The sequence below is a fragment of the Aminivibrio sp. genome (assembly GCF_016756745.1).
In the GTDB taxonomy this organism is placed as follows: domain Bacteria; phylum Synergistota; class Synergistia; order Synergistales; family Aminobacteriaceae; genus Aminivibrio.
In genome coordinates this window covers 44978-66358 of the sequence record NZ_JAESIH010000059.1, presented here as the reverse complement: position 1 = coordinate 66358, position 21381 = coordinate 44978, and the positions used below count along the sequence as shown (strand labels likewise).

Annotated in this window: 16 protein-coding genes; 7 read left to right on the top strand and 9 right to left on the bottom strand. The window is 61.5% G+C overall.

Going from position 1 to position 21381, the window contains the following annotated elements; all coding sequences use genetic code 11:
• Positions 1-72: 72 nt before the first annotated feature.
• The 8 genes from rbr to JMJ95_RS09895 form a co-directional block, all read right to left on the bottom strand.
• Positions 73-657 (bottom strand): rubrerythrin, encoded by a 585-nt coding sequence (gene rbr, locus JMJ95_RS09930; RefSeq protein ID WP_290684953.1) that lies wholly within the window; start codon positions 655-657, stop codon positions 73-75.
• 358 nt (positions 658-1015) lie between these two features.
• The gene (locus JMJ95_RS09925; RefSeq protein ID WP_290684952.1) at positions 1016-2224 is read right to left on the bottom strand and encodes an amidohydrolase family protein; all 1209 of its coding nucleotides are present in this window, start codon (positions 2222-2224) and stop codon (positions 1016-1018) included.
• Positions 2225-2270: 46 nt separating this feature from the next.
• Positions 2271-2741, bottom strand: coding sequence for a (2Fe-2S)-binding protein (locus JMJ95_RS09920; RefSeq protein ID WP_290684950.1), 471 nt, complete (start codon positions 2739-2741; stop codon positions 2271-2273).
• 1 nt (position 2742) lies between these two features.
• Entirely contained in the window at positions 2743-5070 is a 2328-nt protein-coding gene (locus JMJ95_RS09915) for a xanthine dehydrogenase family protein molybdopterin-binding subunit (protein WP_290684948.1), read from the bottom strand.
• A 52-nt stretch (positions 5071-5122) separates the two neighbouring features.
• Positions 5123-6067 carry an ABC transporter permease gene (locus JMJ95_RS09910; RefSeq protein ID WP_290684947.1) on the bottom strand — a complete coding sequence of 315 codons (945 nt, stop codon included), beginning with the start codon at positions 6065-6067 and terminating at the stop codon, positions 5123-5125.
• The gene (locus JMJ95_RS09905) at positions 6067-7125 is read right to left on the bottom strand and encodes an ABC transporter permease (protein WP_290684945.1); all 1059 of its coding nucleotides are present in this window, start codon (positions 7123-7125) and stop codon (positions 6067-6069) included. The genes JMJ95_RS09910 and JMJ95_RS09905 overlap by 1 nt, the downstream gene beginning before the upstream one ends.
• Positions 7116-8690, bottom strand: coding sequence for an ABC transporter ATP-binding protein (locus JMJ95_RS09900; protein ID WP_290684944.1), 1575 nt, complete (start codon positions 8688-8690; stop codon positions 7116-7118). The genes JMJ95_RS09905 and JMJ95_RS09900 overlap by 10 nt, the downstream gene beginning before the upstream one ends.
• Before the next feature lie 93 nt (positions 8691-8783).
• Positions 8784-9776, bottom strand: coding sequence for a BMP family protein (locus JMJ95_RS09895; protein WP_290684943.1), 993 nt, complete (start codon positions 9774-9776; stop codon positions 8784-8786).
• A gap of 329 nt (positions 9777-10105) precedes the next feature.
• On the opposite strand from JMJ95_RS09895, the gene codA reads away from it, so the two are divergent.
• From codA to JMJ95_RS09870, 5 genes are all read left to right on the top strand, one after another.
• Entirely contained in the window at positions 10106-11434 is a 1329-nt protein-coding gene (gene codA / locus JMJ95_RS09890; RefSeq protein WP_290684942.1) for a cytosine deaminase, read from the top strand.
• 232 nt (positions 11435-11666) lie between these two features.
• Positions 11667-11852, top strand: coding sequence for a hypothetical protein (locus JMJ95_RS09885; RefSeq protein ID WP_290684940.1), 186 nt, complete (start codon positions 11667-11669; stop codon positions 11850-11852).
• 382 nt (positions 11853-12234) lie between these two features.
• Positions 12235-12666: an MOSC domain-containing protein gene (locus tag JMJ95_RS09880; protein ID WP_290684939.1), complete on the top strand. Its 432-nt coding sequence runs from the start codon at positions 12235-12237 to the stop codon at positions 12664-12666.
• A 120-nt stretch (positions 12667-12786) separates the two neighbouring features.
• A complete protein-coding gene (locus tag JMJ95_RS09875; RefSeq protein WP_290684938.1) occupies positions 12787-14922 on the top strand; it encodes a methyl-accepting chemotaxis protein in 2136 nt (711 codons plus the stop codon).
• Positions 14923-14967: 45 nt separating this feature from the next.
• The gene (locus JMJ95_RS09870) at positions 14968-15276 is read left to right on the top strand and encodes an STAS domain-containing protein (protein WP_290684936.1); all 309 of its coding nucleotides are present in this window, start codon (positions 14968-14970) and stop codon (positions 15274-15276) included.
• Positions 15277-15607: 331 nt separating this feature from the next.
• Here the strand turns inward: JMJ95_RS09870 and JMJ95_RS09865 are convergent, their stop codons facing one another.
• The gene (locus JMJ95_RS09865; protein ID WP_290684934.1) at positions 15608-16621 is read right to left on the bottom strand and encodes a 3-oxoacyl-ACP synthase III family protein; all 1014 of its coding nucleotides are present in this window, start codon (positions 16619-16621) and stop codon (positions 15608-15610) included.
• A 198-nt stretch (positions 16622-16819) separates the two neighbouring features.
• On the opposite strand from JMJ95_RS09865, the gene JMJ95_RS09860 reads away from it, so the two are divergent.
• Together JMJ95_RS09860 and JMJ95_RS09855 are read left to right on the top strand one after the other, a co-directional pair.
• On the top strand, positions 16820-18163 hold the full coding sequence (locus tag JMJ95_RS09860) for a DNA repair exonuclease (protein ID WP_290684932.1): 1344 nt from the start codon (positions 16820-16822) through the stop codon (positions 18161-18163).
• The gene (locus tag JMJ95_RS09855; protein WP_290684930.1) at positions 18160-21381 is read left to right on the top strand and encodes an AAA family ATPase; all 3222 of its coding nucleotides are present in this window, start codon (positions 18160-18162) and stop codon (positions 21379-21381) included. Before JMJ95_RS09860 ends, JMJ95_RS09855 begins: the two co-directional genes overlap by 4 nt.

The window sequence follows — 21381 nt, the reverse complement described above, 5'->3', positions numbered from 1 at the left end:
GGGCTTTGTTCCCGGATTTCAGTCCCCGCTACCTGAGGCGGAGACTGAAATCCGGGAACGAGTACATGTTCTTCAGTATGTTTCGATGAACACCTCGAAGTAGGCCTTGGGGTGAGCGCAGGCAGGGCAGAGCTCGGGCGCTTCCCTGCCGGTGTGGACATAACCGCAGTTGCCGCATTTCCATTCCACGGGGACATCCTTTTTGAACACCGTTCCGGCGGTCAGGTTGGCATGGAGCTTCCGGTACCGTTTCTCATGCCGTTCTTCCACCTCGGCCACCTCGCGGAAAACCCGGGCTACTTCCCTGAAACCTTCTTCTTCGGCGATTTTCGCAAATTCGGGATACAGCGTCCCCCACTCCTCGTGCTCCCCCTCTGCGGCGGCGAGGAGGTTTTCCTTCGTGTCGCCGAAGCCCACGGGATAGTCGGCGTGTATGGTCACCATGCTGCCGTTGACGTCATTGACAAGGAACTTGAGGAAGAGCTTCGCATGCTCTTTCTCGTTTTCAGCCGTCTCGGCGAAGATGTTGGAAATCTGCACGTATCCTTCCTTTTTTGCCGCGGAGGAGGCGTAACTGTACCTGTTCCGCGCCTGCGACTCGCCTGCGAAGGCTTTCATGAGGTTCTCTTCTGTTTTCGTTCCCCTGAGTGATGGCATGCAATATTCCTCCCGATTTATGTGTGGAGCAGTGTAATCAAATTATACCATTCATTCCAGGAAGGCTCCTGACGGGGTTATGAAGGAAAAGGACGATTGATGCGCCTGTTTCGCTGCTTCCGGATGGCCTGAAAACATCTGGCGGCGCAACCGGTGAAATGCCGGCACCCTGGAGGAGAAAGACCTGAAGGAAGTGACCGTTTCGTTTATTCAGGGAAGTTATGAAAAAAATAATTTGTCCTCACGGGACCCGATAGAATCTGTTTTTTTGACACATTCATCGACATTATTCGGAGGTTCCTTGGGTTCAGGAAAGGCATGTCCCTCCGGCAGGAGGGGCATGCCGTGCTTCGGAGGGTTATTTCAGGGTGACGTCCTTTCCCTTCCTGATGACCCTGAAGGGGGCTTCGTGTTCCCAGATGGCGTGGTAGACGTCGTTGGCGTTCAGCACCACCAGGTCGGCGTTCCCGCCGGGCTCGAGGACGTGTCCCCTGATGCCCATGGCCTTTGCCGCGTTGGTGGTGATAAGGTCGTAGATGATCTCCATGTCGCTGAAGGTGGTCATCCACAGCAGGTGGACCGCCAGGAAGGCCACTTCCAGCATGTTGTTCCTGCCGAAAGGGTAGTAGGCGTCGGCGATGTCGTCCTGACCAAGGGCGACGGCCACGCCTGCGTCGTAGAGGTCCCGGACCCGGGCGTGGAGCGGGCCTGTCTGGGGATCGCTCACCAGGCCGATGGAGGCTTTCCTGAGCAGGGCCAGGATCTTGCGGAAGTAGGGCTCCCGGTACATGGCCATGGCCCTGCAGTGCTGGGCGGTGACCCGCCCCTGCCAGCCTTCCTTCAGCGTCTTCACCGCCAGCATCTCCAGGGACCTGAGACCCGGGTCGCCGGCATCGTCGATGAGCATGGAGACGTCCCTGTTGAACTCCTTTGCCAGGGCGAACATCCTGTCGATATGTTCCTGCATATCGGCATCGGTGTACTCGATCCAGGGAATGCCGCCCACCACGTCCGCTCCCAGCTCCATGGCCTTCCTGATGTAATCTTCGGCGCCGGGGTCGCGTACCACGCCGTCCTGGGGGAAGGCCACCACCTGGAGGTCCACGATGTCCTTGAATTCCTCCCGGGCCTTGATCAGGGCCTTGACGCCCTCGAGCTTGGCCTTGGTGTCCGTGTCGGCGAAGGCGCGGATGTGGGTGTTGCCGTACTTCCGGGCGAGGCGGCAGGCCTTCCGGACGTTTTCGATGATCCATTTTTCATCGTAATTGTCCTTCACCCTGGAGGCCTGCTCGATGGCCGTCATGGCGCCTCCCATGGAGCCGCCGTGGTAGGAGGAAAGGGCGTCCTGGCCCACCATCTCGAGGGTGTAGACTTTGCAGAGATGAAGATGGCCGTTCACGAAGGACTCGGTGACGAGCCTGCCTTCGGCGTCGATGACCTGCGCCGCTCCACCCTCGGGAAGGTTTTCCCCCAGAGCGGCGATTTTTTCGCCCTCGATGCCGATGGAAAGAAGCTTTCCGCCGGAGAAGCGGGTCCGCGCGTTTTTGACCAGAAGACTGAAAGCCATGGATTCATTCTCCTTTCTTTTCGGGAAGAGACGGAGCCCCCTCCCGTTATTTCGTCATTCTTTCCCGCGCAAGCCGGGCTGCGGCGAGGATCGTCTCGTAGCCGGTGCAGCGGCAGAGGTGTTTGTTGATCTCCGCTTCCAGGATCTCGTCGCCGGCCTCCGGATTCGCAGTGAGAAGGGCGTACAGCCTCATGATGAGGCCGGGGGTGCAGAAGCCGCACTGGATCGCTCCCGCGTCCACGAAGGCCTGCTGGATGGGATGAAGCACGCCGCCTTCGGCAAGAGCCTCGATGGTGAGCACTTCGGAGCCCTCGCACTTTTCCGCCGGAACGGTGCAGCTTGTCACCGCACTGCCGTTCATGACCACCGTACAGGAACCGCACTGCCCCGTGCCGCAGCCGACCTTGGTTCCCGTGAGGCCGAGACAGTCCCGGAGCACGGAGGAGAGCATGACCCTCCCTTCCTCGAGATGGACGGTCCTGGGAATGCCGTTGACGGTGAAGTTGAGGACAGGCATGTTACCGGGCCTCCTTTGCCCTGAGGGCTTCGAGTATTTTGTCCGGTGTCACCGGAAGAGATGTGAATTCCACTCCCGTAGCGTCCCGGAGGGCGTTGAGGATCACCGGGGCCACCGCCACGATGGGGTGTTCCGCCATGGGCTTGGCGCTCCATGGGCCCTCGGGGTTGGGTGTCTCCAGCAGCTCCACGGTCTGTTTCTCCGGGGCGTCCTTCAGCCTCGGTATTTTGTAGGCCGGGAAGTTGACGTTCTTCGCCACGCCGTCGTCGGTAAAGAGAATTTTCTCCATGAGGGCAGCCCCCATACCCTGGACCACACCGCCTGTGACCTGGCCCCTTGCGGTGGTTGGATTGACGGCCTTCCCCACGTCGAAGGCCGAGGCAAAATGAAGGATCTTCACTTCCCCGGTCTGCCGGTCCACCCTGAGGGTGCAGCCCTGGCTTCCGAAGGTCCAGCTTCCTGCGGCGTTGCCCATGCCCGTTTCCGGGTCGGGCTCCACGAGCCCGGGAACCCGGTACCAGCCCGTGGCTGCCAGGGGAGCCCCTATGGTAAGGCAGTCGGGGGCCATGTATCCCCTGGCCAGGTTCGCCAGGGAAAGAGTCTCGCCCGTATTGGGATGGACGCATTCCCCGTCCCTGTAGACTATCAGGGACGGGGAGCAGTTCCATGCCATCGCCGCCGTTTCCTTGGCGATGGCGATGATCTGCCCGCAGGCGTCCTGTATGGCCCGGCCGCCCCTGTAGGTCTGCATGGAGGCCACGGTCTGCCACTCCCATGGGGAGAACTGGGTGTCCACCTCCGAGTAGGTCTTCACCTTCTCGAAGGGGATCTGAAGGGCCTCCGCCGCCATCTGGGCGAATACGGTCTGGACTCCCTGCCCCATCTCGATCCCCGAAAGGTTCACGAAGGCGCAGCCGTCGGCGTTGATCTGGACGGTGCAGGTGGAGGCCGCGTTGGAGGACATCTTGGGGGATTTCATCATGGAGGCGATGCCCCTGCCGTAGAGGTACCGGTTGTCGTTCTCCGGGAGGGGTGTTTGATCCAGGGCCTTCTCCACGGCGGCGAGGCATCCCGGAAGATCACCGTGGCTCTTTTTTATCACCTGGCCTAGGGCGTTCTGCCGCCCTTCGGACAGGAAGTTCTTCCGCATGAGTTCGCCCGGAGTCATGCCGAGCTTCCGGGCCAGCATGTCCAGGAGGCGGCTCGACATGAACTGCCCTTCGGGGTGGCCGTATCCCCGGTAGGCTCCCACGTTGGGGGTGTTGGTGTACATCCCGTACACGTCCACCGTGACGTGGGGGAACTCGTAGGGGCCGGTGCAGTTGTGTCCTGCCACGGTATCCACGGGCCATCCGGTGTCGCCGTAGGCCCCGTCGGCGAAGTACATCTCTGCCTTCAGCGCCGTGAGGGTGCCGTCCTTCTTCGCCCCGATCTTCATCTTCCCCTTCATGCCCCGCCCCGCCAGGGAACCCATGATGTCCTCCTTCCTGGTGAGAACGAGTTTCACGGCGTATCCCGGGACAAAGCCGGCCGCATAGGCCACCATGGGTTCGATGGAGACGTCGGACTTGCCGCCGAAGCCGCCCCCGAGGTAGGGGATGTGGACCCGAACCTTCGAGGAAGGGATTTTGAACATGTCGGCCAGCACGTCCCGGAGGACGAAGGGGGCCTGGTTTGAGGCCCAGATCTCTATACTCCCGTCAGCGCCGAACCTGCACACCGCCCCGTGGGGTTCGATGGCGGCATGACTCGAGATGGGGAATTCGAACTCGTCTTCCACGGTGACATCCGCTTCGGCGAAGCCTTTTTCGCTCTCCCCCTTGCGGAGCTTGTAGTGGTGGAAGATGTTGGTTCCGGGAACGGGATGGACCACGTACTCCACCCTGCGGTAGGAGCCGTTCTTTTCATGGATCAGGGGAGCTCCGGGTGCAGCGGCCTCCACTGGGTCGAGGACGAAGGGCAGTTTTTCGTATTCGATCTTCACCGCCTTCGCCGCCGCTTCGGCCTGGTTCTCCGTCTCCGCCAGCACCACCGCTACCGGTTCGCCGGCATGGCGAACCTTGTCCACCGCCAGGGGCGGCTGATCCCAGAGGCAGGTGCCGAACAACATGGAGCATCCCTGCCCCGTGACGACCTTCTTCACTCCGGGCATTGTTTCCGCGACCGACGTGTCGATGGAAAGGATTTTCCCGTGGGGGATGCCCGCCCGGACGACTTTGGCGCGGAGCATCCGGGGAAGGGTAATGTCGGCCACGAAACAAGCCTCGCCGGTCGCTTTTTTCACCGCATCCACTCTCTGGACGCTCTTTCCGACATATCGCTGTGTCATGCTGCACTCTCCTGTCTGTCGATAGTACTCTTTCTCCCCGGGGAGAAAGTCTCTAGCCTTTTTCTTCCCGTCGGTAGGGCTTTAGAAGCCCTGCCGGGGCCGCGGCTCTCCGCGACACGCTGACAAGGGCGACGACCGTCATCAGGTAGGGGATGAGAAGAAACAGGTGGAAGGGAATGTCGAAGCCCAGCCCCTGGAGGCGGAGCTGCAGGGCGTCGAGGAAGCCGAAGATGAGGGCGCCCGCCGCTCCCCGGAGGGGATCCCAATTGCCGAAGATGACCATGGCGATGCTGATCCATCCCCTGCCTCCCACCACATCGATGAGGAACATGTTCTGGTGGGCGAGGGTAAGGAAAGCGCCTCCGATGCCCATGAGGGCCCCTCCTGCCGCCAGGCAGAGGGTCCGGACGAGGTTGACGTTGATGCCCACTGTATCGGCAGCGAGGGGGTTTTCACCCACGGTGCGGATGGCCAGGCCCCAGGTCGTCCTGTAAAGAAGGATCCAGAGGGCCGGGATGAGAAGAAACGCCCAGTAGACCAAGGTGTACTGAGTGAAAAAAGCGGGACCGACAACCGGCAGCTCCGACAGGTACGGAATGGCCGTCTGGGTGAAAGGCTGTACCGTGGGGGGGTTCACGGGGGATCCCACGCTGAGCCGGTAGATGAACATGGCCAGCCCGGTGGAGAGCAGGGTGATGCCGAGGCCGGAGACATGCTGGGAAAGCCCGAGGTAGACCGCCAGGAAGGCCATGAAAAGTGCAAGGAGAGCGCCGATCAGTGCGGCCGCTGCCACGCCGAGCCAGAGGGATCCGGTGGCGAGGGTGGTGAGGAAGCCCGTCATGGCGCCCATGAGCATAATTCCCTCGATGCCCAGGTTGAGGACGCCTGCCCGCTCGCTGAGAATTTCCCCAAGGGTGCCGAAGATGATGGGGGTAGCCATGCGCATCATGGCGGCGAGGAGGCCGGTGATGAAGGAGAGGGTGAATACCTGTTCCATCAGTCTTTCACCGCCTTTATGCGGTATTCGGTGAGGAGGAGGGCGATGAGCATCACGATGAGGGCCATGCCCTGGATCACCTCGGCGATGTAGGTCGGGACGCCGGTGAGCCTGCTCATGGACTGGGCTCCCACGATAATCACGCTGAAGAAGAAGGCCGCGAGGGCCGTCCCCAGGGGATGAAGCCTCCCCAGCATGGCGATGACGATGCCCGAGTACCCGAATCCCGGCGAGACGTCCATGAGGAGATGGAAGTGAATGGCGGCCACTTCACCCACGCCCGCCATTCCCGCGAGCCCTCCGGAAAGGACGGCGGTCCTGATGATCACGGAGTTGACGTCGATGCCCCCGAAGGCCGCCGCCCTGGGGTTGACGCCCACCGCCCGGGACTGATAGCCGAAGACGGTCTTCGAGTTGATGAACCAGACGATGAGGACCGCAGCGACCGCAAGCACGATGCCGAGGTGGAACCGGGAGCGGGCCAGGAGCACGGGGAACCTGGCCAGTTCCGCTATGGCGGGCGACCTCGGCCAGCTCGAGTTCGGCATCTGGAGGGGGCCGAAGAGCAGGTATCCCATAATGTGCCACATGACGTAGTTCAGAAGAAGGGTGGTGACCACGTCATCCACCCTGTATTTCGTCTTCATCAGGGCGGGGACGGTGGCCCAGAGGCCCCCGGCGAGAAAGCCCGCAGCGCAGACGAGGACCAGCACGGCAGCCTTCGGAAGAGCCGGGGCGTTTATGCCCACCCAGGTGGCGGCGATGGCCCCGGCGAGAAGCTGTCCTTCGGCGCCGATGTTCCAGAACTTCGCCCGGAAGGCGAAGGCCACGGCCAGACCGGTAAAGGTCAGAGGAGCGGCCTTCACGCAGGTCTCGAGGAAGTTGTACCTGGTGCCCAAGGCTCCCCTGAAGAGAGACGTGTAGGAGAGCCAGAGGTCCCCTCCGGCGATGAGAATGGGAACGGCCGAAAGGATGAGGGTCACCAGGATGGCTGCCACGGGGACAAGCGCCTGGACCCACCCGGGAAGGGGGGCCCGTTTCGTGATGATCATACGCATGGTTCGTTCACCCCGCTCATCCAGAGTCCTATCCGCTCCCTGGACGCTGAGCCGCCGTCGGCTATGCCCATGATGCGGCCTTCGTACATGACGGCGATCCGGTCGCTGAGTCCGAATATTTCGTCGAGATCCTCGGAGATGAGAAGAATTGCCGCGCCGCCTGCCCTGGCATCCACGATCCGCCAGTGGATGTATTCGATGGCCCCCACGTCGAGTCCCCTGGTGGGCTGGGCAGCCACCACCACTTTCGGCGACGCCGAAAGCGCCCGGGCCAGGATGATCTTCTGGAGGTTTCCTCCCGAAAGCGTCAGGGCCTTGGCCGTCCTGCCGTCGGTCCTGATGTTGAATTCGGAAATGAGCCGGTCGGCGTGCCGCCCAATGGCGCCGTGATCCAGCATACCCATGGAGCGGAATTTCCCGTGGTTTTCCAGCACGAGGTTTTCCTCCACGGAAAGCTCCAGGAGGAGGCCGGTAGTCATCCTGTCCTCGGGTATTCTCCCCATGCCGCTGTCCACCGAAGCTTTCGGGCGGCCCGGGGGAAGGATTCTGCCGTCCACGGAGATGGTGCCCGAAACGGGCTTCCGGAGGCCGAACAGGGCTTCCGCGAGCTCTCTCTGCCCGTTGCCGGAAACCCCGGCCATGCCCAGGATCTCTCCGGAGCGGACCTCCAGGGAGAGATCCTTTACTGCCTCGAGGTTCCTGTCGTTCTTCACTGTCAGGCCCCGGACGACCAGAAGAGGGCTTCCCGGGGTTCCCCTGGCAGGACGCTTCTTCTCCGCGAGTTCCCGGCCCACCATGAGTTTGGCCAGCTCCCGTTCGCTGGTCTCGGAGACCTTCCTCTCGGCGGTGAGTACTCCCTTCGTGAGCACCACCACGCGGTCGGCGATTTCCATAACCTCATAGAGCTTGTGGGAGATGAAGATTATGGAGCAGCCCTCCGCTGCGAGGGTGCGAAGGGTCGCGAAAAGCTCCTTGGTTTCCAAGGGAGCGAGCACCGCCGTGGGTTCGTCGAGGATCAGGATGCGGGCGTCCCTGTAGAGAGCCTTCAGAATCTCCACCTTTTGCTGCCCGCCTATGGGGAGGGTCCATACCGGGGCGTCGGGGTCCACGTGGAGTCCGAAACGGTCCTGAAGGGTGAGCAGTTTTTTCCGCGCACCGGAAAGATCGAGAAAGAATCTCCCTCCGCCGCTTCCCACCACCACGTTTTCAAGCACGGTCTGGGACGGCACCAGGGTGAAGTGCTGGTGGACCATGCCGATGCGGCAGGCGATGGCGTCCCTGGGGGAGGAAAAGGTAACTTTTTCCCCCCCGATGCGGATTTCTCCGCTGTCGGCGGCGTAATAGCCGAAGAGAATGTTCATGAGCGTGGTCTTACCGGCGCCGTTCTCTCCGAGAAGAGCGCAGATTTCCCCTTCCCTGAGCGAAAAGTTCACGTCGCTGTTTGCCGTGACGTCGAGAAATGTCTTGGTAATGGAGCGCATTTCCACGACGCAGGGAGGGGCTGTGTGCCCGGAGACCGGCACTTCCCCCTGTACGGCGCTCATGGCAGGCCTGTCAGTAGGCATTGTATCCACCCCTTTCGGGTAGCTGCGAATACACTGAGAATAAAGGATAAAGACGAAAGGGGCGGGCAGGAGGGCCCGCCCCCGGAGCGGCAATCAGTCCGTCTTCAGCTCGGTCTCGATGATGGGCACGGTGAACTGGCCGTTCATGATCTTCGATTCCAGTTCCCGGACTTCCCTGATCACTTCTGGAGGAAGTTTCTGCTGGAACTCGTGGAAGGGAGCGAGATATGCGCCGCCCCGGGCCAACATGGACCACTCCCTCAGGTCTTCGGCCTTCCATTCCTTGTTTCTCACGGTGTCGATGCAATGGCGGACAGTGGGTTCCATGTTCCACACCGGTCCCGTGACGACTACCTCGGGCGCGAGGGCATGCTGGTCCATCATGTTGCCGAAGGCGAGGACCCCCTTCTCCTTGGCCGCCTCGAACACGCCGAACCGTTCGGCGAAAATCAGATCGGCTCCCGCCTCGATCTGGGCGAGGGTCGCTTCCTTGGCCTTGGGGGGATCGAACCAGCTTCCGATGTAGGCGACCTTCACCTTGACGCTGGGGTTGACCGAAAGGGCACCTAGCTTGAAGGCGTGGACGAGACGGTTGACTTCCGCGATGGGAATGGCGGCGACGATGCCGAGGGTGTTGGTTTTTGTCATGCGGCCTGCGATGACGCCGCAGAGGTAGGAAGGTTCATGAATCCAGTTGTCGAACACGGAGTAGTTTGGTTCCTGGAAGGTGAACTCTGACCCGAAGGCGAAGGCGACTTCCGGGTAATCTTTCGCGACCCTGCGGGAAGGCTCCTCCCCTGCCAGGAAAGCGTCTCCCACGATGAGGTCGAAGCCTCTCTCGGCGTACTCCCTGAGAACCCGCTCGAAGTCCGCCGCTCCCACCTTCTCTGTGAATTCGTACGTGAAGCCGAGTTCCTTCTGCAGAAGGATGCAGGCCTGGTGGATCGCCCCGTCCCAGGGTTCCTCGATGGCCGTCTGGAATACGGCGGCCAGCTTGAAGTCCTTGTATTCCTTTGCCTCCGCCGACGCGGTTCCGGCGAGGAGAAGGACAAATACCATCGACAACGCCAATACGTTTTTCCTCAAAAGATAACACCTCCCTGGTCTCGGTAGCAGCGGCCGCAAGTGCCGCGGACGCTTCCCCAAACTGCCGTTCGGACGCACCCTTTCCCGGCGGACTGACTTTTCCGGCTCACCTCCCCGTTCGTTCCGGTGCAGGATAAGGATTGTATCTTATTTTATCAGAAATGTGCCGACGAAATGCCCATTTACATCATTAAACGGTTGCCTTCAACCCGTGTCAATGGTGAGATGTAACGAGAATTCCGGAAATTTTTGTCAGCCATGGACACCGGGCCCCCTTTATGTTAAAATGTGCAACCGGTGGCATAAATATGAAAAGAGGGGAAATGACCATGGACCTGATTATTCGCAGGGCACGGCTTGCAGACGGAGAAATCGCGGACATCGGCATCAACGGCGGGGTGTTCGCCGCCGTGGAGAAGCGGCTGGACTTCGGAGCGGCCAAGGAGATCGACGCGGGCGGCAGGCTGGTTGTACCTCCCTTCGCCGACCCTCACCTCCACCTCGACGCGGTCCTTACCGTGGGATCGCCCCGGTACAATGCCTCGGGCACTCTCCTCGAGGGCATCGCCATCTGGGGCGAGCGCCGCCCCGGAGTCACAAAGGAAGAGATTCTCCGGAACGCCAGGGAAGCCGTCCTCTGGGAGGCTGCCAACGGCGTGCAGTTCATCAGGACCCACGCCGACACCACCGACCCCTCCCTGGTCACGGTAGAGGCCTTGCTGGAACTGAAGGACGAGATGCGGGAGATCACCGACATCCAGGTGGTGGCTTTTCCCCAGGACGGCATCTACACCATCCCCGACGGCGAGAGAAATCTTCGCCGTGCCGTGGAGATGGGATGCGACTGCGTCGGTGCCATACCCCACAACGAACTGACCCGGGAGGACGGCGTCCGGTCCGTGGAGCTGGCCTTCGAGCTGGCGGAGAAGTACGGCCGGCTTGTGGACATCCACTGCGACGAGACGGGGGACGACCAGTCCCGGTTTGTCGAGGTCATGGCCAAATGCGCCATCGCCACCGGCATGGGGCCCCGGGCGACAGCGAGCCATACCACGGCCATGCACAATTACAACAACGACTACGCCCTGAAGCTCATGGGCATTTTCCGGCGGGCGAAGATGAATTTCATCACCCTTCCCTTCGACAATTCGGTGCTCCAGAACCGGACGGACGGTTACCCCCGCCGCAGGGGACACACCCGGGTGGACGAGCTGGACGCAGCCGGGCTGAACGTCTGTATCGGCCATGACTCCATCATGGACCCCTGGTACCCCATGGGAAAGGGATCCATGCTCGCTGCGGCGAACCTCCTGCTCCACACGGCCCACATGAGCGGCTACAGCCGGATTTTACGTCTTTTCGACATGATCACAGTCAATTCCGCCCGGACCATGAACGTGCAGGAGCGCTACGGCATCGAACCGGGAAAGCCTGCGAATCTCCTGGTCCTCGACGCCTCTGACCGGTTCGATGCGATCCGGCTCCAGAGCGAGTGCCTGTGGTCGGTGCGGAACGGCTCTGTCATCGCCGAGACGGCCCCGGCGCAGCGGACCTTGACCTGGGGCGGGAAGAAGCGGCGCGTTGACTTCTCCGTCACCCCAAGGGGGAGCGGAGAGGAAAAGGAAGTCCTTCCGGTGCTTCTGCCGCGGATGGCCTGAAGAACACGGGTGAAAGGCTGTACCGTGGGGGGGTTCACGGGGGATCCCACGCTGAGCCGGTAGATGAACATGGCCAGCCCGGTGGAGAGCAGGGTGATGCCGAGGCCGGAGACATGCTGGGAAAGCCCGAGGTAGACCGCCAGGAAGGCCATGAAAAGTGCACAGAACGTTTACCCGGAAGTTGCGTTGCGGTGCTAAAGTTCCTGCAGACAAAGCGGGAGGGAGAACGTAAATGAGATCTTTCATCGTGCAGGAAAAATCCTATGGTCTGTTTTTGGGGAAACTTCTCGAAAAAGGGGGGATTCTCCCGGTGTTCCAGCCCATTCTGGACGTCGCCGAGGGAAAAGTTTACGGTTACGAAATTCTGTCCAGGGGAATGCCCCCAATGGAATCCCCCCTGGACGACGTTGGATCCTGATATTCGCCTGAGGCCTAAATCCGCAGGCAACGTGGAGCGTCGCCGGCGCTCGCTTGGTGCGGGGGGCGCGGATTGTCTCCATGACAGCTGCCCAGGCGATCATCGCGGCTCCCAGCGTTCGCCGGATGCCTGCCTGTGAAACCGGCATCCGTGCCGGTTTACCGCCCCTGCGCCGTCCCCCAATGGAATCCCTCCGCAAAGAGCGCGGAGCGAGATCTCTTCGCCCCCGGCTGGGCGAATCCGCCTCATGCCCGGTGACACCCCCTCCGCCAGGAAAAACTACGGATTTAGGCTAGGTGAGTGGCCTCGCCTTTTTTTGCCGTCTATCGTATTATAGAACTGTTTTTTTCATCATATAACGTATTGGTGGGGAGTGAGATCCATGGCGGCAGTGACGGCCGTCTGCCTGAGCACTGAACGGCGGAAACCGAAAACGGAGGTGGAGCGGGCCCTGTTCCTTCCGGGAGGAATCAAGGGCGACTCCCACAGGGGTGTAACGGAGCGTGAAGTGAGCCTGCTTCGGGCCGAGGATATCCGGAAGGCGGAAGAAGAGGCTGGTTTTGCCTTTCCACCGGGATCCCTCGCCGAGAACCTCGTGGTGGAAGGGCTCCCCGAAGAGTTGCCCGTCGGAACGGTCCTCAAGGTTGGGGATTCTGTGCTTCTGGAAGTCATCGAGAAAGGCAAGAAACCGGGGGAGCCCCACAGCTACGATTACCGGGGCTGGTGCCTTCTGCCCACGGCGGGGTACTTTCTCCGGGTGATCCGGGGCGGAGAAGTGAGAACGGGAGATCCGGTCACGATGAAGATGAAGTGAGCGCGGGTAATAAAACGGTGGCTTCTTCCCGTCCGCAGGGGCGCCATGTTCCCGGGGCGCGGGAACGCCCTGAAGGCGTGTTTTTTCGGTACATATTTTCAAGAAAAGAGGTGTGAGAGAATGTTCAGGAATTTAAAGATCGGGGCGAAGCTCGCTCTGGCCTTCGGCGTCCTGCTGCTCATATTTTCCGGAGTGGGGGCGCTGAGCTGGTTCAACATGGGGGAGGTGAGCCGGGAAGTCCGTTCCCTTGCTGACGAATATGTTCCGGAAATGGTGCTTGCGGAGAGGATTCAGAGCACAGTACAGGATCTCATGTACGAAATACGGGGCTACAGCTACACCTACGACCGTTCGTTCCTCGACGCGGGCCGCAGTGCCGCGGAAAGTGCCCGGGCCGCCCTGGGGGATGCGGCGGCCCTCGCGGAGAAGTATCCGGCCCTGGTCACCCTCAGGGCGGGCGCCGCCGATGCCATGGCAGGGCTCGACGAGTACGTGAAGCTCATGGACGATACCGAGAAGGCCGTGGAGTCCATGAATGCCCTCAGGAACAGGGGAACCGACAGCGAGAGGGCATTTTTCGAAAATGCGGAGAACTACGTCCGCTCCCAGGAACAGACCCTTGAGAGGGAGTTCGGGGAGAGCACCCTCCAGTCGGAGCTTTCGGGACGGCTGCAGAAGATTGTTCTCGGAAACGCACTCATCGATCTGGGAAACCTTGTGCGGTTGGCCAACTACAGAGGACAGGCCCAGAGAAATCCCGTGCTCCTCGAAGAGGGGCTCCAGCATTTCGAGGAAATGGAGTCGATCCTTGAGCGTCTGAAGGCCATGACGTTCCAGAGGGTGAATATCGAGCAGATAAAGGCCGTGGAGAAAGCCGGAGCGGATTACCGATCCGTGATGGCTGGGGTCCTGACGGCCTGGAGAAGCCTCGAAGAACTCAACGCCCGGAGAGTCGAGACGGGGAGGGGCATTCTTGCCATGGCTGACCAGGTTGTGCAGGCCGGAGCGGCCAATTCCCAGAAGATCTCCGACCACGCCGTGGACAGCCTCGCTTCCACCATTTCCGTCATTCTTCTTTCCACCGCCGCAGCGGTGCTGCTCGGCGCGGCCATCGCATTCGCCATGACACGGAGCCTGACCCGTCCCCTGAACAGGGTGACCGTCCTCGCCGGGATGGCGAAGGAAGGGGATCTGTCCATCGAACGGGAGGATTTCCAGATCGTCACCAGGGACGAGCTGGGGCTCATGGCTGATGCCCTGGCGGACATGGTCCGGGGGCAGCGGGAGATGGTCCGGGAGTTGAAGGGAAAGTCGGTCCACCTGTCGGCCCTCTCCGAGGAGACGGCGGCCTCCACCGAAGAGGTCACGAGCACCACCAACGAGGTGGCCGAGGGCAACGCCCAACTGGCCGAGCAGACCAGGAGGGGGAGGGAGAACTCAATTGAGGCGTCCAAGGTCATGCTCGAGATGAGCAGTCTCATTCAGATTGCCCAGAGCCTTGCGGCAAGCGCCGACAAAAACTCCGCCGAGATGTCGGGGGCGGCCGAGGAGGGACGGGAAACAGTCGCCCAGACCGTGGAGCACATGGAAAACATCCGCACCTCCGTGGAGGAGACGGAGGGTCTCCTGTCGCAGCTCGACACTTTTTCCGCCCGGATAGGCGTGGTGGGCGACACCATCACCGGCATCGCCGACCAGACCAACCTTCTCGCCCTCAACGCCGCCATAGAGGCGGCTCGGGCTGGGGAGGCCGGAAGAGGATTCGCCGTGGTGGCCGAGGAAGTCCGGAAACTGGCGGAACAGTCCCAGCAGGGAGCCAGGGAAGTGGCGGAACTCGTGGCCAGGATTCTCGAGGGGACCAGGTCCGCCGTGGCGTCCATGCAGAAAAGCCGGGAAGGCGTTGAGGAAGGAGTGTCTATCGCCCACGTGGCGGGAGAAGCCCTGGAGCGGATCGGCAAGGCCATCGGGAGATCCGTGGAGGATATAAGGAGGATCATTTCCACCACCGACGAGGAAGTGGCCAAGTCCGACAAGGTGATCTCCCTTATCGACACCACCGCCAGCGTCATGGAGCTCACCGACGACCATGTGCAGACCCTCGCGGCCTCCATGGAGGAGACGGCGGCCGCCATGGAGACCGTGGCCACGAGCGCCCAGGAAGTGAGCGAGACTTCCGAGGACATGCGGCGCATGACGGAGCGCTTCAAGATTGAAAAAGACGGCGGGGTTTTGTCAAATAAGCCTGCCGTCGTATAATCGGCTTGCTTTCCGAAGTTTGTCCATGGAGAAGGAGGATGCACCATGAAAGTGGATATTAGCAAAAGCGGCTCCGGGGCGCGGATACGTCTGGGCGGCAGCATGTACGTCGAAGATTCCGCGTCCGTGAGGGAGCAGCTCATCGGGCTTCTTGAAGAAGGGATAATCAACCTGACCATCGACCTTTCGGGCCTGGACTACGTGGACAGCTCGGGGCTCGGGGTCCTGATCTCCATTCACAAGAGATGCCTCCAGAAGGGCGGGAAGATGGTCATCACCGGCCTTCGCGGAATGGTCGAAGAGCTCTTCCGGCTTACCCGCCTCGACCTCGTGTTCAACGTGTCCCAACAGTAAAGCGTCCGGGGGCCCTGACGGGCCCCCGGAATTTTTTCATCTTTTGTTGTAAAACCGCTCGTCGTCGGTCGTCGAGGGTAAACCCTCCCTTTAACAGTCTTATGCAGGCTTCCGCCGCCGAACCGCTCGGGGACAGTATCGCAGTCGGCTGTGCTTGATGCCGGTTCACTCGTTTCTGGATTATGGGAGAACCGGGAGACGTCCGCAGCCTTCGTCCTCGTAGATCCCGGCGCCCCCACATGACCATGGAGTCTGTGGGATTCGGCCTGACGTCGCGGTAGACCGCCCGGCCCAGTCGATCATGTTTTTCAGGAAAACAGAGGTGCTTGACTTACCATCGGATGATAGTCGCCCCCCAGGAATACCCCACGCCGAACCCGACGGCCATGGCCCTGTCCCCCGGGCGGAGCCTGCCTTCGTCGGCGGCGTCCCGCAGGGCTATGGGAATGGTGGCGCTTACCGTGTTGCCCTTGTTCTCCATGTTCATGAAGACCTTTTCCTTCGGTATGCCGATTTCCTTCCTCAGGTGCTCAAGGATGAGGAACGTGGCCTGGTGGAAGACGAAGATGTCCACGTCCTCGAGCTTCAGGGAGTGAGCCTCCAGGGTCCGGCTGACTGCCTCGGGCACGGTGGCCATGGTGAAGTTGAGCACCTCGGGGCCGTTCATGTAGAGGTTTTCCGCGCACCTGGTGTTCCCCCATTTGTTGGTCCGTTCGGCTGCGGTCTCCGGCGAGCGGGGGGCGGCCCAGGCCCCGGCGGGGATGATGAGCTTGTCCATTCCCGAGCCGTCGGTGCCGAGGACGAAGTCGCCGATGCGGGCCGTGTCGGAGCCCTCCACCAGGATGGCTGCGGCGGCGTCGCCGAAGATGGTGCGGGTGCTCTTGTCCTTCGGGTTGATGGTCCGGCTTAGGGTGTCGGCGGTGACGAGCAGGATCCTCGAGGCTATGCCCGCGGCGATGAGCCCCTTCGAGAGAGCGAGGCCGTAGATGAAGCCCGAGCACCCCAGGTTGTAGTCCAGGGCTCCAATGGTCTTTTTCAGGCCGAGGCGATCCTGTACCACGCAGGCGGTGGCGGGAAGGTAGTAGTCGGGGCTCTCTGTGCACAGCAGCAGGAAGTCGATGGTCTCCCGGTCGATGCCGTGTTCTTCGAAGAGTTTTTCCGCCGCCCTGACTGCCAGATCCGACACCAGCTCTCCGTCGACCACGTGGCGTTCCCTGATCCCCGTTTTCTGGTATATTTTATCTTCGGTCCACGTGCCGAACTCCTCCACAAGGAGTTTGTTGTCCACCACTTTCGGCGGAAGGTAGTACGAAATGGCCGAAATGGCCGCTCCCAATCCTTTCATCTCTCGACAATCCTCCACAATCGGATTCAATCACCAAAGGATTATCCCATTTTCACCGGCTGGTGACAAGCCCCGACGCTCCGCCTAAATCCGCTCCCCGCTGCCTGTGGATTTAGGTTTAGGTGGACGGGATTGTGTTGCAAAGAAGGAGACTGTGGCATAAAGTAGACGGGATTTTTGAAGGGAGTGGTGCCCAGTGTGCCGGAACACGTATCCTTTTCTCTCGGCGGAGAGGGGGAAGACCCGGTGAGCGGCCGAAAAATATCCTTCGTTCACTGTGCGGACCTTCACCTCGACAGCCCCTTTTCCGGGCTTTCCGATATCTCTCCCGCCCTCGGGGCATTCCTGCGAAAAGCGACCTTCCGGGCTTTTGAAAACGCCGTCACCTTCGCCCTGAAGAACAGGGCGGATTTCTTCGTGATCTCGGGCGATGTCTATGACAGCGAGGACAGGAGCGTCCGGGCCCAGGTCTTCTTTCTCGAACAGCTCGGGCGCCTTTCTGCCGGAGGGATCCCCTCCTTCATCGCCGCAGGAAACCACGATTCCCTGTCGGGGTGGGAAGCGGACCGTGATTTTCCGCCCCTGGCCTTCCGGTTCGGCCCCGGAGTCGAGTCAGTTCCCCTGGCGCTTGGAGGGGAGACGGCCGGCATGGTTCACGGCTTCAGCTATCCCGTCCGGGACGTGGAGGAGAACATGGCCCTCCGGTTCGCGGGAAGGAAGGGAGAGGGTCTGAACATCGCCCTCCTCCACTGCAACGTGGGCGGCCGGAAGGGACATGAAAACTACGCTCCCTGCTCCCTGGACGACTTGAGGGCGGCGGGCATGGACTACTGGGCCCTTGGGCACGTCCACGGGGCGGAGGTGCTCTGCAGGGACCCTCTCGTCGTCTATCCCGGGAATATCCAGGGGAGGAATATCCGGGAAACGGGGAAAAAGGGCGTTTTTTACGTCACCCTCTCCCCCGGTGAACCGGGGTGCGCAGAGTTCGTCCCCTGCGACGTAGTGCGGTGGAGAAGCGAAGACATTTCCATCGACGGCATGGATCGGGACGAGGAGTTTTTCCAGGCCGTGTCGGACCTGAAGGAGGCGGTGCGGCGGGAAAACGGCGGCCGTCCGGCCCTTCTGCGGCTTTCCATTTCCGGCCGGGGGAAGATCCACGGGCTTCTCCGGCGCCCGGGGTTTCTCAGGGGGCCCGGCGGACTTCTGGAGGCGGTGAACGAAGGGGAGGAAGACAGGGAGGATTTTGTCTTCACCGAGGAGATCTCCGGGATGACGGCACCTCCCCTGGACCTCGACTCCATCGCGGCGGGCAGCCATTTTGCGGGGGATTTCCTGAAGGAGGTCCGTGCCTTCCGGAAAGGCGGCGACCTCCGGGAAGGACTCAAAAACATCCTCCGGGAGCGGGGAATTCTGGACAAAATCCCGTCCCGGGACGTGCTGGAAGTGATAGACTCCCTGTCCGAAGAGGATGCGGAGCTGCTCCTCGACAAGGGGACATATTCGGCCCTGTCCGGACTGCTCGAAGGGGTTGACGGGTTATGAGGATAACGGAATTTTTTGTGAATAATTTCGGCATTTTCTCCGGATCGGGAGCGAGGCTGTCGAAGGGACTCACCGTCTTCCAGGGAGAAAACGAAAGCGGCAAGACCACCCTGATGAATTTCTTCCGCCGCCTGCTCTTCAGCAGGGGAAAGAACGGCAGGGGGAAGGCGAACATGTACGAGCCCCTGAACGGCGGTTTGCACGGAGGCTCCGCCAGGATCCGCATGGAGGACGGAAGGGAATATATCCTTACCGTGGAGGGACAGAAGAACTATATCGCTCCCGCCGACGGAGGCCCCGCCGCCGAACTGTCCCCGGACTTCTTCTCCATCAGCAGGGAGGTCTACGAGAGTGTCTTCGCCATGGGCCTCGGGGAGATGCAGTCCCTGGATCCCCTGAACTCATCCGATGTGGCGGCCCGGTTCTTTGCCGCCGGGGCCGGCCTGGGGTCGGCGTCCCTTCCGAAGCTCCTTTCGGTGCTCGATGCCAGACAGAATGAGCTCTACCGGCCCTGGGGGAACGCGCGGAGTGCCTCGGTGGTGAACCGTCTTCTCGCCTCCAAGAACGAAACGGACGGCGCGATACGGGACATCATGGAGCGGAACGGAGCCTGGCGCAGGATGAAGGACGACCTGTCGGCCATGGAAACCTCCATGGAGGAGAAGAAAAGCCGCCTGGAGATACTGAAAAAGAGGATCGCCCGCCTGGAACTTCTCGAAAAGGCCCGGCCCTCCCTGGCGGTCCTGACGGAGACTGAACGGCGGCTTTGTGAAATGAGGGAACTTCGTCCCTTTCCCGAAAACGGCCTGTTCCGGCTGGAACGGCTGAAGGAAGAGAAGGAACGGATTGAAACCTCCATCGCCCGCCTGGAGGAAGAAAGGGCGGCGAAGGCGGAGGAGAAGGCCGTCCTGGAGGCGGACCCCGTCCTCGCCTGTCTTCCTGCCCGGCAGGAAGTGGAGGGACTGGAGCATGAAAGCGAGCGGTTCCGGGCTTCTCTCGCCAGAAGGGATCTTCTGGAAAAGGAGATACGGGACGCAGAAAAGGTGTTCAGGGGAAACCTGGAGAATCTCTGTTCCTGGTGGACGGAGGAACACCTCGCCGAGGCCGATGTCTCTGCGGAGGCCATCGAATTCGCCAGGAGGACCGCGGAGCGGAAGGAACTTCTCGAAAGGCGGAAAGGCGAGGAGGAGAAGTCTCTTGTCCAGTGGAACCGCCTGCGGGAGGACCGGAGAAGCGAGGGCGTTTCCCTCGACCGGGAAATGGCGAAAGTGGAGGCCAGGGCGAAGCGGGCCACCGAGCGATGGAGCCTCATCACCGACCTGCGGGCCGTGTTCGGGGAACTCTGCGGCGAGGAAGAGGAACTGGCGAACCTCGAGGAAGCCAGGACCACCATCATCAGTGAAAAAACGGTCCTTGTCGAGGAAGAGCCCCCCGAGCCCGGGACAATGGTAGCCCTCATCTCCGGAGTGCTGCTCGCCGTAGGCGGCGGGGGGGCCTACCAGGCCTGGCTCACCTCTGACCGGTTGTGGTTCTTCGGCGCCGTGGCCCTTTTCAGCGCCTCCCTGCTCTCATTCATAGCCCACCGGGACCAGCAGAAGCGGTACGAGACGGCTCTCTCATGGTGGACCCGCAGGATGGACGACCTCGACCTGCGGATGGAGGAGACCCTGCTGCTGCTGGAAAGCCAGAAGGCCAGGGTTGAAAGGCTCCGGAACAGGCGGGAGGAACTCGGGGAGCACTTAGGCGTCAGGGCCCCGAGGTTCGCCAACGAAATGGACGAGCTCCTGGAAGAAGGAGAGAGGGACAATTCGGCGAACGAACGGTTTGCCGTGCTGAGCGAACGGAGCCGGCAGATGGCCGCCGTGATGGCCCGGATGGACAGCGAGAGCGAGGCCATGGAGAGCGCCCTTGAGCGTACGGCCGAAGAACTTGACAGGCTTACGGACGAATGGCGCCGGTGGCTTGCCGGGCGGCAATTCGACCAGAACCTTGCACCGAAGGACATGGAGGCCCTGGTGCCCCGGATACTTCAGCTCCGGTCGGAGAAGTCCGCCATCGAGTCCAGGAAGGCTGAAACGAGGGAGCTCGAGAAGTATATCTCCTCGGTGAAGCAGCGCATCCTCGACCTGGCCGGGCTCTTCGCGGAGGCCGGGGCGGAGCTTCCGGAAGAGCCCGAGCCGTCTTCCATCCGGACTCTTGCCGCCGTCCTGAAGCGTGCCGGGGAGAGAAAGGCGGAGATCGCCGCTCTCGAAAAGGATTTGGCGGCCCTTTCGGCCTCCCTCGCCGGACTCCGGGAAGACCTGGAGGTCAACGGGGGCAAAACAGGGGAGCTCTTCACCTTCGCCGGTTTGGAAGACGAGGAGCAGTACAGAGACCTTGCCGCCCGGTGGGCCGAAAGGGAGCGTCTCCTTGACGAGGCATCCCGGGAACGGAAGGTTCTCCTTGGTCTTTTCGGCACTGCGGAGGAAGTGGAGAAGGCGGGAGAGGAACTCCTGTCCCTCTCGGCGGAAGACGGGGCGAAGGAAAGAGAGCGGGCTGCGGCGGAAGCCGCCGCCCTGGAAAAGGAGATCGAGGCCGCGGCGGACTCCAGGGGAAGGCTAGCCCTCCGTCTGGAGCAGATCGCCGCTGATGAACGCCTCGGGGAACTGCTGTTCTCCAGGAGCGAGATGGAGCGGAAGCTGGACGACAGCGTGAAAGAGTGGCTTTCGGTGATCCTCGCCCGGCATTTTCTCGAGGTTTCCAGGGAGAAGCACGAGAGGGAGCGTCAGCCCGAGGTGATCCGCAGGGCGGGCAAATACCTTGCGCTGATGACGGGAAACCGGTACACTCTTCTTTCGGGTGGCGGAGAGAGAGGCCTCTCCGTGGTCCTGGAGGAGAACGATCCCTCCAGGGAACGGAAGGACGAGGTCAAGTGGAGCTCAGGGCTCGCGGACCAGGTCTACCTGTCCATGCGGCTCTCCCTGGCAACGCTGTGGGGGCGCAATTCCGAGCCCCTGCCCCTGATACTCGACGACCTTCTTGTCCGGTTTGACGAAACCCGCCGGCAGGGTGCCGCAGAGGCCATCCTAGAGGCGGCGGCGGACAACCAGGTACTCCTCTTCACCTGCCAGAAAAAGACCCTCGACATTTTCCGGGCACTGGTGGAGGCCCGGGGGACCGCTCCGGACTTTCTCGCCTTCCACCATATCGAGCGGGGAACATTGCGTCCGGCAGTCTGA

Bases quoted from the DNA above. Each gene is read 5' to 3' on its own strand.
- JMJ95_RS09875 (WP_290684938.1), top strand. From the start codon at position 12,787: ATGTTCAGGAATTTAAAGATCGGGGCGAAGCTCGCTCTGGCCTTCGGC.
- JMJ95_RS09865 (WP_290684934.1), bottom strand. From the start codon at position 16,621: ATGAAAGGATTGGGAGCGGCCATTTCGGCCATTTCGTACTACCTTCCG.
- codA (WP_290684942.1), top strand. From the start codon at position 10,106: ATGGACCTGATTATTCGCAGGGCACGGCTTGCAGACGGAGAAATCGCG.
- JMJ95_RS09900 (WP_290684944.1), bottom strand. From the start codon at position 8,690: ATGCCTACTGACAGGCCTGCCATGAGCGCCGTACAGGGGGAAGTGCCG.
- JMJ95_RS09870 (WP_290684936.1), top strand. From the start codon at position 14,968: ATGAAAGTGGATATTAGCAAAAGCGGCTCCGGGGCGCGGATACGTCTG.
- JMJ95_RS09920 (WP_290684950.1), bottom strand. From the start codon at position 2,741: ATGCCTGTCCTCAACTTCACCGTCAACGGCATTCCCAGGACCGTCCAT.
- rbr (WP_290684953.1), bottom strand. From the start codon at position 657: ATGCCATCACTCAGGGGAACGAAAACAGAAGAGAACCTCATGAAAGCC.
- JMJ95_RS09855 (WP_290684930.1), top strand. From the start codon at position 18,160: ATGAGGATAACGGAATTTTTTGTGAATAATTTCGGCATTTTCTCCGGA.
- JMJ95_RS09885 (WP_290684940.1), top strand. From the start codon at position 11,667: ATGAGATCTTTCATCGTGCAGGAAAAATCCTATGGTCTGTTTTTGGGG.
- JMJ95_RS09905 (WP_290684945.1), bottom strand. From the start codon at position 7,125: ATGCGTATGATCATCACGAAACGGGCCCCCCTTCCCGGGTGGGTCCAG.
- JMJ95_RS09880 (WP_290684939.1), top strand. From the start codon at position 12,235: ATGGCGGCAGTGACGGCCGTCTGCCTGAGCACTGAACGGCGGAAACCG.
- JMJ95_RS09925 (WP_290684952.1), bottom strand. From the start codon at position 2,224: ATGGCTTTCAGTCTTCTGGTCAAAAACGCGCGGACCCGCTTCTCCGGC.
- JMJ95_RS09915 (WP_290684948.1), bottom strand. From the start codon at position 5,070: ATGACACAGCGATATGTCGGAAAGAGCGTCCAGAGAGTGGATGCGGTG.
- JMJ95_RS09910 (WP_290684947.1), bottom strand. From the start codon at position 6,067: ATGGAACAGGTATTCACCCTCTCCTTCATCACCGGCCTCCTCGCCGCC.